Source organism: Pseudomonas fluorescens (genome assembly GCF_902498195.1).
GTDB lineage: Bacteria > Pseudomonadota > Gammaproteobacteria > Pseudomonadales > Pseudomonadaceae > Aquipseudomonas > Aquipseudomonas fluorescens_BU.
Genome location: NZ_CABVIY010000004.1, coordinates 107328 through 121160, shown reverse-complemented (window position 1 = coordinate 121160; position 13833 = coordinate 107328). Strand labels below are relative to the sequence as shown.

Annotated in this window: 14 protein-coding genes; 5 read left to right on the top strand and 9 right to left on the bottom strand. The window is 61.1% G+C overall.

The window, feature by feature from the left end:
* Positions 1 to 64: 64 nt before the first annotated feature.
* Positions 65 to 1582 carry a nucleobase:cation symporter-2 family protein gene (locus tag F8N66_RS15560; RefSeq protein WP_150771034.1) on the bottom strand — a complete coding sequence of 506 codons (1518 nt, stop codon included), beginning with the start codon at positions 1580 to 1582 and terminating at the stop codon, positions 65 to 67.
* 245 nt (positions 1583 to 1827) lie between these two features.
* Between F8N66_RS15560 and F8N66_RS15555 the strand changes: the two genes are divergently transcribed.
* The gene (locus F8N66_RS15555; protein WP_150771591.1) at positions 1828 to 2109 is read left to right on the top strand and encodes a BrnT family toxin; all 282 of its coding nucleotides are present in this window, start codon (positions 1828 to 1830) and stop codon (positions 2107 to 2109) included.
* A 3-nt stretch (positions 2110 to 2112) separates the two neighbouring features.
* A complete protein-coding gene (locus F8N66_RS15550) occupies positions 2113 to 2439 on the top strand; it encodes a BrnA antitoxin family protein (RefSeq protein WP_150771033.1) in 327 nt (108 codons plus the stop codon).
* Positions 2440 to 2496: 57 nt separating this feature from the next.
* Here the strand turns inward: F8N66_RS15550 and F8N66_RS15545 are convergent, their stop codons facing one another.
* A complete protein-coding gene (locus F8N66_RS15545) occupies positions 2497 to 3324 on the bottom strand; it encodes an arylamine N-acetyltransferase family protein (protein WP_150771032.1) in 828 nt (275 codons plus the stop codon).
* A gap of 112 nt (positions 3325 to 3436) precedes the next feature.
* Positions 3437 to 4231: an exodeoxyribonuclease III gene (locus F8N66_RS15540; protein ID WP_150771031.1), complete on the bottom strand. Its 795-nt coding sequence runs from the start codon at positions 4229 to 4231 to the stop codon at positions 3437 to 3439.
* A gap of 124 nt (positions 4232 to 4355) precedes the next feature.
* On the opposite strand from F8N66_RS15540, the gene F8N66_RS15535 reads away from it, so the two are divergent.
* Positions 4356 to 4934 carry a GNAT family N-acetyltransferase gene (locus F8N66_RS15535; protein ID WP_150771030.1) on the top strand — a complete coding sequence of 193 codons (579 nt, stop codon included), beginning with the start codon at positions 4356 to 4358 and terminating at the stop codon, positions 4932 to 4934.
* Between the two features lie 150 nt (positions 4935 to 5084).
* Positions 5085 to 5396 carry a hypothetical protein gene (locus F8N66_RS31780; protein WP_150771029.1) on the top strand — a complete coding sequence of 104 codons (312 nt, stop codon included), beginning with the start codon at positions 5085 to 5087 and terminating at the stop codon, positions 5394 to 5396.
* A gap of 55 nt (positions 5397 to 5451) precedes the next feature.
* Here F8N66_RS31780 and F8N66_RS15525 read toward each other — a convergent pair whose 3' ends face one another.
* From F8N66_RS15525 to F8N66_RS15510, 4 genes are all read right to left on the bottom strand, one after another.
* On the bottom strand, positions 5452 to 6858 hold the full coding sequence (locus F8N66_RS15525) for a DUF1254 domain-containing protein (RefSeq protein WP_150771028.1): 1407 nt from the start codon (positions 6856 to 6858) through the stop codon (positions 5452 to 5454).
* Between the two features lie 145 nt (positions 6859 to 7003).
* Entirely contained in the window at positions 7004 to 8575 is a 1572-nt protein-coding gene (locus tag F8N66_RS15520) for a GGDEF domain-containing protein (RefSeq protein ID WP_150771027.1), read from the bottom strand.
* A gap of 103 nt (positions 8576 to 8678) precedes the next feature.
* Positions 8679 to 9461, bottom strand: a complete 783-nt coding sequence (locus tag F8N66_RS15515) for an aldolase (RefSeq protein ID WP_150771026.1) — start codon at positions 9459 to 9461, stop codon at positions 8679 to 8681.
* A gap of 18 nt (positions 9462 to 9479) precedes the next feature.
* Positions 9480 to 10184 carry a haloacid dehalogenase type II gene (locus F8N66_RS15510; RefSeq protein WP_150771025.1) on the bottom strand — a complete coding sequence of 235 codons (705 nt, stop codon included), beginning with the start codon at positions 10182 to 10184 and terminating at the stop codon, positions 9480 to 9482.
* 109 nt (positions 10185 to 10293) lie between these two features.
* Here F8N66_RS15510 and F8N66_RS15505 point away from each other — a divergent pair, with 109 nt between their 5' ends.
* Positions 10294 to 11136, top strand: coding sequence for a LysR substrate-binding domain-containing protein (locus F8N66_RS15505; RefSeq protein WP_150771024.1), 843 nt, complete (start codon positions 10294 to 10296; stop codon positions 11134 to 11136).
* Positions 11137 to 11152: 16 nt separating this feature from the next.
* Here the strand turns inward: F8N66_RS15505 and F8N66_RS15500 are convergent, their stop codons facing one another.
* Together F8N66_RS15500 and F8N66_RS15495 are read right to left on the bottom strand one after the other, a co-directional pair.
* Complete coding sequence (locus tag F8N66_RS15500; RefSeq protein WP_150771023.1) at positions 11153 to 11941, bottom strand: lipopolysaccharide biosynthesis protein; 789 nt, start codon at positions 11939 to 11941, stop codon at positions 11153 to 11155.
* 89 nt (positions 11942 to 12030) lie between these two features.
* Positions 12031 to 13782 (bottom strand): L,D-transpeptidase family protein, encoded by a 1752-nt coding sequence (locus F8N66_RS15495; RefSeq protein WP_150771022.1) that lies wholly within the window; start codon positions 13780 to 13782, stop codon positions 12031 to 12033.
* Positions 13783 to 13833: the final 51 nt, after the last annotated feature.

The following is a 13833-nucleotide window of genomic DNA, read 5'->3' as shown; positions in this document are numbered from 1 at the left end:
CCGCCTGAATGCAAAAGGCCGATCTGTCACGCGACAGACCGGCCTTTTTTCATTCGCTCAAACGTCAGACATGTTCACTGCTTTTCGCATGCACCGGTCGTGGCTCGCCATGCCCGTGGTCCACCTCGACCACCGGAATTTCCTTGCCGTCGCAGTCATGCAGCTTGCCGTCGCTGAAGTAATCGCCTTCGCGCAGCGCCGCCAGGTCCTGATAACGCAGCACCCGCTCGGTCCCCGCCGCAAACACCGATTGCTGGTCGGAGTTACCGGCCGTGAGGTGGTTGAAGGTCAGGTTCAACACGATGGCCATGATCGCCGAGGAACTGATGCCCGAGTGGAAGATCGTGGCGAACCAGCTCGGGAAGTGGTCGTAGAAGTTCGGTGCGGCGATCGGGATCATGCCGAAGCCGATGGAGGTGGCGACGATGATCAGGTTGACGTTGTTGCGGTAGTCGACCTTGGACAGCGTACGAATCCCGCTGGCGGCCACGGTGCCGAACAGCACGATACCGGCACCGCCGAGCACGGAAGTTGGCACGGCAGCGATCACCCGCCCCATGAAGGGCAGCAGGCCGAGGATCACCAGGAACAGACCGCCAGTGGCCACCACATAACGACTCTTGATCCCGGTCACCGCCACCAGCCCGACGTTCTGGGCAAAGGCGCTTTGGGTGAAGGAGCCGAAGATCGGCGCGATCATGCTCGACAGCATGTCGGCACGCAGGCCGTTGCCCAGGCGCTTGGAGTCAACCTTGGTGTCGATGATCTCGCCGACCGCCAGGATGTCCGCCGAGGTTTCCACCAGCGTCACCATCACCACGATGCACATCGACAGGATCGCGGCGAAGTGGAACGTCGGCATGCCGAAGTGGAACGGTGTCGGGAAGCCGAACATCGGGCCTTGGGTGACGGACGAGAAGTCCGCCATGCCCAGGAACACCGCGATGATCGTACCGATGACCATCGCCAGCAGGATCGACAGGCGGGAGATGGTCGCGCTGCCGATTTTGCTCAGCAGCAGCACCAGCACCAGCGTCGTCGCCGCCAGACCGATATTGGCCATGCTGCCGAATTCCGGGGAATGGCTGTTGCCACCCATGGCCCAGCGCGCGGCCACCGGCATCAAGGTCAGGCCGATGGTGGTGATCACGATCCCCGTGACCAGCGGAGGAAAGAACTTGGTGATCCGCGAGAACACCGGCGTGATCAGCAAGCCGATCAGGGACGCCGCAATCACCGCCCCCAGGATCGATTGAAATCCGCCTTCCCCGCCGCTACTGACAATCGCCACCATGGTCGCGACGCCCGAGAACGACACACCCTGCACCAGCGGCAGCTGACAACCGAAAAACGGTAGACCCAGGGTTTGTAGCAACGTGGCCAGCCCCCCCGCAAACAATGAAGCAGCAACCAACAAACCAATGTCCGCCGGCGACAGCCCGGCAGCCTGACCAATGATCAAAGGCACCGCGACGATGCCGCCGTACATGGTCAGAACATGTTGCAGGCCGTAAGCCATATTCGCGCCGATCCCGAGGTTTTCGTCTTCGGGCCGTTGGTGTGAAACATGGGGCGTTTTCATGTTAGGGGGTTCCCTGGTTTTTGTTATGCGCACACTGTATGCAAGAGTCAGGACAAATGTCCATAGAGTTGTATACAACTTGCCATTCAAATTATGAACGGTCGGTCATGCAGACTGTGTGCCACCGCGCCTCAAATCTTGAAATACATCCCCCCGGGCCATTCTCCTCCGCCCGCTAGTCTTTTGAGTTCCTGACGACCACCGGTCACGGTCGCCCTCTTTCATATACATATAAAGTATGCATAATTAAGTCATTCGAGATTCAGTATCACAGGGCTAAGAATGCAGCCAACAAACTCAAGCACAAAGGCATCAGCCTTGCCGAGACAGAACCGGTGTTCCATGACGAACGTGCCCTGACCCTTCAGGACGATCACCATGATGAACAGCGCTGGATCACCATCGGCCTCGATGGCAAAGGACGTTTGCTGGTGGTTGCGTACACCTACAGAGATCCGAATTTTGTGCGAATCATTTCTGCGCGCCTCGCCAGCAAGAACGAGCGTCGCCAGTATCAGGAGGCTTGACCGATGAAAGACGAGTACGACTTCAGCCATGCCAAGCGCGGGGCGGTGGCCCCCAGCAAAGGCAAAACCCGAATCACCATCATGCTCGATGATGTGGTCATCGAGGCCGCTCGGGCGTTGGCGGAAAGCGAGGGCTATGGCTATCAGACGGCGATCAACAACACCTTGCGTCGGGCGTTGCTGACAGACCAGGGCAAGGCCGCAGAGCCTGCGACTGCCGGGCATCTCAAAAAGGGAATTACGGCTTCGGAGTTGAAAACCCTGGAGAAAAAACTGTCAGAGGCCCTCAGGGAAATTCATCGCGTGATGGAGCCTGAAGCCAGGCCCTGACGCAAAAAGGGGCAGATTGATTCAATCTGCCCCTTTTTTGTGTGCACATAACCCCTTCTATTGCGGCGCGATCAAGCGCTCAAGCGTACGCAACAGCGTCTCGTTGTCCGGCACCCGAATGCCGAACTCGCTCTCCAGCAAGGCCGTCAGTTCCTGTACATCGCCCACCTCACGGCGTTCGCTGTCGTGGCCGAGGCGATGGATTGCAAAGCTGCCGTTGTTGAGGGTACATCGCCACCCTTCCCCGGTCCGCGCCACCATGAGCTGCCTGGTGAAGGAGGATTCGGGATGGGTCGAGACGTACCAGTTGCCAACGCTGTAATCGATGTCTTCCTGACGTTGCAGGTCAAAGATGTACATCCCGCGCCATTCCTCCCCGACCCTGGCGCGCAGGGTGTAGCCGTCGGCATGTTGCTCGATGCGATACGGTTCGTGGGGCGTGGGTTGTTCATCCCTGCTGTCGAGCAGCAGTGGCGCGGTGGGCACCATGCCACCGAAGCCCACATCGGTGATGTAGCGCACGCCGTCGAGGATCACCAGGCTCAAGCGGTGGGTGCGGGCAGTCCACGCCCCTTCGGGCTGGCCCATGACCACGCGACCACTGATGCCACGTGCATCGAAACCCAGCTCCTGAAGCAAGGCCAGGAACAGGTTGTTGAGTTCGTAGCAGTAACCGCCACGCCCCTCGTGCAAGACTTTGCGCTCCACCGACGGCAAGTCGATCAGCACCGGTTCCCCTGACAGCGTGGTGAGGTTTTCAAACGGGAACGCGCCGGTATGGCGCAATTGAAGCTGGCGCAAGGTGTCCAGGGTGGGCGCCGGGGGCGTATCGAAGCCCAGGCGTTGCAGGTACAGCGCACGGTTGCTCAGGCGTGGCTCGCTCATCGTTCAGTCCTTGTGCACACAGGTTGCGGATCGCTCCGCCAATGGGCGCTATGTATAAAGGATGAACCGCTGCCACCGACAATTGATTTCGCCAATCGCACCGCAGCCGCCGTCAACGGTGCTTGCGCGAGTCCAGTTGAATCCAGGTCGGCGCATGATCGCTGGCGTGGGGTTCGTTGCGCACCCAGGCATCGACGCCAGCGTCCTGCAAGTATGGGCTCAGCGCGGGATTGAGCAGCAGATGATCGATGCGCAGCCCGGAGTTCTTCTGCCAGTGCTGGCGAAAATAATCCCAGAAGGTGTAGAGCCGATCCTCGGGGTACAGGTGCCGCAGGGAATCGGTCCAGCCCTGGTCCAGCAACCGCTGGTAGCACGCGCGACTTTCCGGTTGCAGCAAGGCGTCCTTGAGCCAGGAGCGCGGGTTGTAGATGTCCAGGTCGGTGGGAACCACGTTGTAGTCACCGGCCAGCACCACAGGGTGGTCGCTGTTTTGCAGCGTCTGCGCGTGGCGGATCAGCCGCTCGAACCACGCCAGCTTGTAATCGAATTTCGGTCCCGGCTGCGGGTTGCCATTGGGCAGGTACAGGCAGCCCACCAGCACCCCGTGGACGGCGGCTTCCAGATAGCGACTTTGACTGTCGCCGTCATCGCCCGGCAACCCACGCCGACTCTCCAGCGGCTGCGCATCCCTTGCCAGGATCGCCACGCCGTTCCACGACGCCTGCCCCTGCCAGATCGCGCCATAGCCGATGGCTTCCAGCTCGGCGGCGGGAAAGGCGCTGTCCACCGACTTGAGTTCCTGCAAACAGGCGATGTCCGGTTTCTCGCGCTCAAGCCAGGCCAGCAGGTTCGGCAGCCGAGCACGCATGCCGTTGACGTTGAAGGTCGCAATTCTGAGCTTTTTCATGGCCAGCGGTCCGTTTGGCTGGGTGTTCAGGTTGTGACCTCAGTGCTCGCCGGTGGTTGCGTCGATCAGCGCAGGTGCGGCGTAATAGGCGCCGACGCCCGATCTGTCTGCCGAGACCCCCTGAATGAAAGACACCACCCTGCAAGGCAGCCGAATCAGCCTGCGCCCGCTGCAATACGCCGATGCCGACGCCCTGGTGCACGCCGCCGCGGATGGCGAACTGTGGAACCTCACCGTCACCGTCGTGCCCTCGTCGACCACCGTCGACGCCTACCTGAAAAAAGCCCTGGATGGCCGCGATGCCGGCACGGTGCTGCCCTTCGTCATTGTGCTGAACGACACGGGTGAGGTGATCGGCTCGACCCGCCTGTGGAAAATCGACCGGCTCAACCGCAAGCTGGAGATCGGCAGCAGCTGGATCTCGACCCGCTGGCAGAAAACCTTCGTCAACACCGAAGCCAAGTACCTGTTGCTGCGCCATGCCTTCGAGGCGCTGGATTGCGTGCGGGTGCAGTTCACCACTGACGAAAACAACCAGGCCTCGCGCAGGGCGATTCTGCGTCTCGGCGCGCAGCAGGAAGGCATCGTGCGCCATGAACGCATCATGCCCGATGGCCGCAAGCGTAATTCGGTGAGGTTCAGCATCATCGATGAGGAGTGGCCGGTGGTGCGGCAAAACCTGGAGAGGAGACTGACGGAATAAGGATTCAGTGTGGGAGCGGGGCTGCTCGCTCCCACAGGGTTTTCAGTCAACCATGGGTTGGCGACGCACACCACTCGTCATCCCGCCGGCACCAAGCGCCCCGCCCCTCACACCAACGTCATGCAACGACTCATTTCTGGGAGACGGACCATGATGAACATCAAAATCACTTCGCTCTTGTTCGCCGGATTATTGTCTGCCACCTCACTGGCCTCTTTCGCAGCAGGTGATGACGCAGACACCAAAGGCCCCAAATCCGGCGCAACCAGCGGTCCCGTGATGCCACCCGACAACACCCCCGCCGCGCCTTCCGGAGGCAACGCCGGCGACGGCGGCGCAACCGGATCGTCGAGCGGCAGTGCCGGTGGCGCCAGCGGTTCGAACTCAGGTTCGGGAGCCGGTGGCGGGACCGGATCGGCAGGCGGTGGAACCGGCGGAGCCGGTGGCGGGACGGGCAGCTGAACGCGAAAAGGCAGCCGATGGTGGTGAATCATCGGCTGCTTCTATTGCCTCCAGGCTACATCTGTTTGACCGGAGGCGGGTTCCACTTGCCGTTGAGCGCCTCCGCCTTCGGCCCATACAGACGCATGGTCAAATTGAACGGGCCTTTGGGCGCCGGTAGCCAATTGGCCTCCAGCTCCTTGCCGGGGCTTTCATTCTGGAAATAGATATCGAGCGAGCCATCGGCATTGTTCTTGAACGGCATCCAGCTACTGACCGCAAAACGATTGAGCTCATTGCCTACCTGAAAACCTTCGGGGTCGTACAGCGTGATCGACCAGAACGCGTTCACCGGCGGCACCTCTCCCTTGTCGAAATGCAGCACGTATTTATTCGTCCCATCGAGGGCCTTGCCATTGGCATCGCCCAGGTTCAACGGATAAATCGCGTCCTCGGGCAGATTGGCGCCAAGCCCCACCTGCGCGACGATCGCGCGCTTGAGGTAGTAGTTGCCGTAGACGCCCATGGTGTCGGTATTCATTGACCAGCCGTTGACCACCCGCGCCAGGGTTTCCACTTTCCACTTCATCAGTGCCTGGGCTTCTTCCGGCACGGTTTGCAATGCAGCCTTGATTTCAGGGTCCAGGGCGTCGATGTCGAACGCCTTGCCGGGCTCGATGCCGATCCGCCTGATCTGCGCCAGCATCGGCTGATCGGTACTGTGGGCCGGATGCACTTTGAGCAGTTCTGCGGCATACGCGAAGTACGTGGCTGCCGACATCGTGTCGACCTGGATTTTCGGCGGGGTCTTCATGTCCACGGCGGGGTCGATCTTGACACTGACCGGCTCGGCGCTTTTGCCCAGCCGCGACAACGGCGTCACGGTGTAGCCGGCCTGGATCTTGTGCACTGCCGCGTAGTCTGCGGCACCGTCGGTCTTGGTACGACCGATGACCCAGACATAGGGTGTCGGCGCCGGCAGGTGATTCAACCCGGCAGGCACGGTGCCGGACCAGCCCGGCGGCGTCACCAGAAACTGCGAGGCATCGGTGCCCGTGGTGCGCCAGCCCGGCGAGGCGAACACGTCGCTCCACATGTCGAGCATCGGCAGCAGGTAGAAGCGCCCGGCGGTGTCCGGCGCCGCGATCACCAGCGGTTCCTTGGTCAAATCAAGCCAGGCGATGGAGTACAAGGTGTCGAAATTGGAACGCACCACCCCTTTGAAACTGGCGGGCGGATACTGCGGCACACTGACAAACATGTTCATCGGACCCTTGCCGAATTCCTTGCCCGGCTCGATGTTGGTGAACTGCTTGCGGGTGATGTCCATGGTCAACAGCGGGTAGAAATAAACGTAGGCGTCAACGCCAATGGCGTGGGCTTCTTCGGCGGTGACTTTCGATTGTGCGTGGCTGGCCAGAGGACACACAGCGCAGACAGCAACGGTAAGAGCAAAGGCTGACAATGCTTGGGTTATCAACATGTTGGCGATCGTCCGTACGTTGGGGAGATCTGTCGGATTCGACAGAGCTACCGCAACTCTAGACGATCATTGGATCCCGTCATGACAGGCGGACAGTCGGCGGATCGGGGGTGTTGCGCGGGTGAAACAACTCCCGGCCATGGCGTCAACGATCCGAGCGCATCAGGGCCTCGACACCGCCCTCCATCGACAACACGGCCGAGCGATTGCGCCCCGAATGCTTGGCCTGATACAGCGCCGCGTCGGCGCGCTGGATGAACACTTCCATGCTGTCGCGCCCCGTCGGCACAAACGAATAACAGCCCAGGCTCACGGTCACGAACCCCGTGGGCGATCCGCCGTGGCTGATGTTTTTGTCCATGACGCTGCGACGGATCTGTTCGGCAATGGTCATGGCGCCATGCAGGTCGGTGTCGGGCAGCAATACCGCAAACTCTTCACCGCCGTAGCGCACCGCCAGATCGGCCTTGCGATGACAGCAACCTCTCACCGCCCGCGCCACTTCGGCCAGGCAGTGATCGCCCACCACATGCCCATAGGTATCGTTGTAGCGCTTGAAGTAATCGATATCGAGCATGATCAGGCTCAGCGGACTGTGCTGGCGTGCGCCGCGCCCGAACTCGATGTCCAGCGCCCGTTCGAACAATCGCCGGTTGGCCAGGCCGGTCAGGCTGTCGTGGGTGGCGATCAGCTCCAGCGCCTGCTGGGCCTGGCGCAAGTCCGCCTCGACCCGCTCGCCGACGCGCACCTGGCGGATGAACACCCAACCAAACAGGGCAACGCCGAGCATGACCAGCGCGACGATGAGACTGGAACGAAATGCGGTGGCGTACCATCCCGCCAGAATCGAATCCCTGGACGAGGCCGCCGACACCACCAGCGGGTAGGCGTCCAGCTGCCGGTAGCCATACAGGCGGACAACGCCATCCATCACCGAGGTGAACATCGCGTTGCCCGAGGGCGCCTGGGGCAGCAGCTTCTGGAAGATTTCTCCCTCGGCCAATGACGTGCCGATCTGCGCCTCCACGAATGGCCGGCGCGCCAACAGCGTGCCATCGGTCAATCCGAGGAACATCGAGCCGTTGTCATCGATACTGAAGCTTTTGAAGAACTGGTCGAAGTACGACATCTTGATCCCGGCCAGCAACACGCCCTGGAAGAGTCCGTTCCGGTCGTTCACCCGCTTGGAAACCGGAATGATCCACTCGCCGTTTTCCCGACTGCGAATGGCCGGGCCGATGTGCGCCACGGACGAGACATTCTGCTGGTGAAACTTGAAGTATTCGCGATCCGCCACGCCGGGGCCCCGGGGCAGGTTCTCGAAGGAGGTCACGACCCACTGGCCTTTGCGGTCGAACAACAGGATGCCATGCAACTCGTCCAGGGCCTGCACGCGCTGGGCGAAGGTTCTCTGCAGTCGGGGCCTCAGGGGCGGGCCAAAACCGTCGACCTGAATCCAGTCCACCAGGCTGCTCAGTACCAAGTCGGCCTTCATGAAGGTGTCTTCAGCCTGCTGCGCCATCGCTCGCGTCAGGTTCGACGAAGCGACCTGGGCCTGGCTCAGGTCTTGACGACGCGATTGTTCCAGTTGCAGATAAAGCAGCGCGCACAGGCACAGGCACACCGTGGCAATAAACAGCACCGCGGCCTTGCGCAGCGGTATGCGTTTCAATGCGACGCCGGGGGTGAGATGCAGATCTTGAAAGCGAGTGGGCAAAAAAGCTCGTCCTTTAAGGGCAACGCATGGGCACCGACCCAAAAGCCCTTAGTTTTTGTGCGCGTAGTCTACGGGGTTCTCGGCGATAAATGGGAATCCCCTATCAAGTGGTTTTAACTGAACGCTGCAAACGCCGCATCGCGTTGTGCAGATGCGCCCGCGCACTCTCTGCATCACCCAGGCGCATCTGCTCATAGGCACGCTGGGCGACTTCATGGGGCACCGGCAGGAGTTCTCGCTGAGTCGCCATCGCCATCAACTGCACCTGGGCAGCCCGCTCCAGGTAATACAGATCGTCCCAGGCTTCGGCGATGCTGGGCCCGGCGACGATCACCCCGTGATTTTTCAGGAACAGGATGTCGGCGTTGCCCAACACGCTAGCAATGCGGTCGCCTTCGGACGCGTCCAGGGCCAGGCCGTTGTAGTGTTCGTCCACCGCCGTGCGCCCATAGAATTTCAGGGCCGTCTGGCCCAGCCACAACAGTGGCGGGCCTTGCAGCAGGCACAACGCGGTGGCGTGGGGCATGTGCGTGTGAAACGCGACTTTCACCCGTGGCAATTGCTTGTGCAGCCGCGCATGGATATAGAACGCCGTCGCCTCCGGCTGCCCTTGGCCGGCCACCACCTGGCCGTGGAAATCGCAGACCAGCAGGTTGTCAGAGGTGACTTCTTCGAAGGCGTAGCCGTAGGGGTTGACCAAAAACAGATCATCACGCCCCGGCACCATGGCCGAGAAATGATTGCAGATGCCCTCCTCCAGACCATGCCGGGCCGCCAGTTGAAAGCACGCCGCCAACTCGCTGCGAGCGGTGACGACGTCCGGGGCATCGAGGTCGAGGCCGGTGTACATCGAGGGACGGGAACTGCCTGCAAGGGTGTGTGCCATGGCGCTGACTCCGTGGATTTACCAGCCAAGGGATGTGAACAAGGGCACGACCTGATCCAGCGTGTTCAGGATCGCATCGGGTCGATAGTCGGGCAGCAATGGCCGGCCGGTACCACGGTCGATCCACACGCAACGAAAATGCATGTCACGGGCGGCGGTGTGGTCCAGCGTCGGGCTGGCGCAGATATGCACCACCTGCTCGCGGGTGACGCCGAGCTGTTCGTGAGCGTAGTCGAACAACCGTGGATCAGGCTTGTAGGCACCGGCCTGCTGGGCCGTGATGACCCGGTCAATGTGACCGCCCAGCTGCGCGACGTTGCCGGCGATGATGTCATCGTCGGTGTTGGACACGATGCACAGCTTGAACCCCATCGCTTTGAGTCGCGCCAGCGTCGCGATGACCTCGGGGAACGGCGGCATCCGTGGGATCGCCGCGGCCAGGCGCTGACTGTCTTGCGGCATGCTCGCCAGCCCCAGCTCCTCCAGGGCCAGGTGCAGGCCGAGCGTGCTCAATTGGCGGAACGAGCGATGCGGCGGGATCTGTTCCAGGCGATGTTCATGTCGGTCATACACTTCGATCAGGCGCTTGACGTCGACGGCGTGGTCACCCTTGTCGCGCAAAATGTCGATCACCACGGCGTTCAAACCTTCATCCCATTGAATCAGGGTGCCGTAGCAATCGAAGGTCAGCCATTCAGGGCGCGGTGTGTTTTGGAGTGTCATGGCAGCTTCCTCTGAGGGGTGGTCTTCAGATTAAGCGCCGGGCGTGATAGTGTGAAATTAAATCAATACGCCACAGTCAGTCGAAAAACAAATATCAAGGGCGCTCGCCATGCTGGATCTCGAACTGCTCAAAACCTTCATCTGCGTAGTGGACGAAGGCAGCTTCACCCGTGCCGCCGAGCGTGTGCACCGCACGCAATCCACCGTCAGCCAACAGGTGCGCAAGCTCGAAGAACTGGTCGGCCACACCCTGCTGCTGCGTGATCGCACCGGGCAAAACATCAGCCTCACCGAACACGGCGAACTGTTGATTCACTATGCGCGGCGCCTGTTGGCGCTGTCTTCGCAGGCGATCGAGGCGCTGGCCAGCGACGTCGACCTGGAGATCCTGCGGATCGGCGTGCCGGAAGACTTCGACGCGCGGCGCATGGCGCTGATCCTGGCCGGGTTCAACCGGCAACAACCCCAGGCACGCCTGGAAACCGTCAGCGGCATGAGCACCGACCTCAAGCAAAAACTCGCCAGCGGTGACATCGACATTGCGCTGGTCAAGCGCGAGCCGGACAGCGGCCCGTGCTGGGCTGCCTGGCCGGAAGCGCTGGTGTGGGTCAAAGGTGCGCAGGCCGATACGGCCAACGGCGTATTGCCGCTGGCACTGTTTCCCCAGGGCTGCCTCTATCGCCAACGGGCCATCCGCCTGCTGGACGTGGCGCAACGGCCCTGGCGGGTCGCGTTCGGCAGTCATAGCCTGACCGGGATTCAAGCCGCCGTGGCCTGCGGGCTGGGCATTTCGGTACTGCCCGCCTCGGCGGTGCTGCCCGAGCACAGCGTCTGCACCGACCTGCCGCCATTGCCGCCGACCGAGCTGGCACTGATCAGCCGCGACGGTGCGTTGAGCGGATTGCAACGAAAGTTGGTGGAGTTTTTACGGGTGGAATTGAGCCCGGCGTGATCGAGGCTGGCCGTCATCAGATCAGCCTGTCGAGTTCATCCAGCGTCACCCGCGGCACCAGCCTTGCAGGAATCTTTGAAATGGCGGAAAGGTTGTAGACCTGAAAATCCGGGTTCATGACGTGCTTTGCCAGGATCTCGAACGACGGCAGGATTCGCGTATTGAAATGCTCATCCAGCACACAGGGCGATACCCGAGAGCCTTGCTCTTCATAGAAGCGACTGACCGATTGGTCCAGGTCGACTCCCACCAGGAATACCTGGGTGAATCCCAAATGATAAGCCAGCTGCAACGCCACGTAGGCAACCGTGCGCGCCTCGAAGAAACCGCGCTTGAGGTTCTTGCTAAAGCCCATGGTTTTATTGCGGCCACTGCCGAGCTTGCGGTTTCTGACCAGCTCTTTGTCCGGCCACAACAGATCGCGCCAGGACAACTTGGGTGCCCGCGCCAGCAGATACAGTTCGCCTTCGGGCGGGACCGTCGTATGCCAGACGTGATGTTCCCAGAGTGCCACGCGCTCGCTCAGCAGCATGGCCTGTGTGAAAAGCTCGGGTTGCAGCTCGGAGAAGCCCTGGTCGGTACAGACATAAAAGAACGGTTTGACACCGGTCCCGATAAATTTCGAGATGGCACCGTTCATGGTAATCATCGGGATGCCTGCGTATTGGCGCAGGGGAAAATCCCGGGTCGAGGCACCCGAGGCAATGATGAACACCGGGCCTTTTTGCGTGTTGCGGCACTGATCAAGGTCGTGCACATGAAGCCGACCCGGGGTGAGTGATGATTGTGTGTCCGCAACATCCATCTTCAAATTCCCTGTCCATGTAGATCGATCATTTATGACCGATGGCTACTGCGATAGGTTTCACCTGAAAACTGCTTCGGCGCGCTCGACTACGGCTGGCTTTGCCCCGTCACCACCATCGTGTTTTCCGCCTGCGGCAGTTCCAGGGCAGGCAATTTCGAAGGCAAGTTCAACTGCTTCAGTACCGGCGTGTCGTAACCATAGACGTCGGGCTTGAACGTCACCCGTCCCTCTTTGCTCAAGTCGACCGTCCAGTACGCCAGCAACACCGGCACCCGGACCGGCAGCTTGATGTTTTCGGTCTTGCCATTGGCCAGCTGTTTTTGAATGCCCTCGCTGTTCCAGCGCGTGGGGTCGTTGAACAGCAACTCGACCAGTTGCAGCGGGTTTTCCACCCGGATGCACCCGGAACTGGTGGCACGCATGGACTTGGCAAACAGCTCGCGATGCGGCGTGTCGTGCAGGTAAATCGCGTAGTCGTTGGGGAAGCGAATCACCACCTGCCCCAGCGAGTTAGTCGGGCCGGCGTCCTGGCGCAGCGTGATGCCGCGCGCGTTGTACCAGTCGACGGTCGATGGATCGAGCACATTGCCCTCCCGGTCCAGGGCCCGTATCCGGTTGGCCGCCAGGTAATCCGGGTTCTGCTGAATCTTGGGCAGCATATCCTTGACCAGAATCGTCGGCGGCACGGTCCAGGTGGGGTTGAAGGTGACGTAGGTAATCTCTGACTGAAACACCGGCGTGCTGCGGAACGGCTTGCCGACCTGCACCCGGGAACGCCAGATCGGCTGACCGTCGCGGTACAGCGCCACTTTATAGCCGGCGATGTCGACGACGACGAAAGTGCCCTGAAGCTTGTACAGCAACCACCGTGCGCGCTCCATGTTTACCCGGACCTGATCGATCCGGGCCTCGACAGGCACATTCAACGCCGCCAGGGTCGCCGCCCCGGCCACGCCGTCTGAGCCCAGATACTGCTCGACCTGATACTTTTTCACCGCCGCGATGACTTTGTCGTCGTAGTCGTTTCGCTTGCCCTTTTGCGGTTCCAGGTAACCACCGGCGACCAGGCGCGCCCGCAACTGTGCGACCGCCACCCCGTCCATCCCCGGCTTGAGCGACTGCCCCTCGGCGATTTTTGGCCAACCGCCAGCGTCGCGAACCTGACGCAGCTGAGCCAGGGCGTCACGCATGTTGCGATACACCGCCTCTTGCGGCGGTGCCTGAGCGAAAGCGCGGGCCACGTCGTGATTATCAAGGGCGGCAAAGAAGCTGTTCACATCCTCCCGGGGATCAATCCCGACCGGGTCGAAGTTCCAGTGGAAATCCAGCCGCGACGGATCGACCTTGCCACGCCGCAATTGCAGCAGCGCGGTGATGTAGGTACGGGTCAGCGTGATATCAAACGCCGCCGCTTGGGCCGGCGTCGGCGCGGAGGCCTGCATTAACAGTTGCGCCTCGGCCAGTTCATCGCCGCGGAAGTCCGCAGGGGTCAAGCCATCGATGTCAGTCTCATTCAGGCTCTTGAGCAACTGGGTGACATCGCGTCCATTGGTCCAGGCCGCGCGGTAGTGGCGATGGGAATAGAAATCCAGGACCACCCGATTGATGTCCGCACGCTGATGCTTGCGTGACGTGAGCAGCGGCGGGAACGCCGATTGCAGGGGTTCGAGCACGGCCTGGATCCCTTGCCCGACCTCATCGCCGGGCGCCGCAGACGTCACGCTCGTTTCCGGAGATACCGGCACGATCGGCGACGTTTCACCCAACGCAGTGCCGCTGATCAGAAAGACCATAAAAAAAGCACGGCTTATGACGAATAACCTTGTTAATTGCACCATGGATAATCCTTAATCTCCCGCAAATCAAAAAGCTAGCGTTCCACTCGCTGC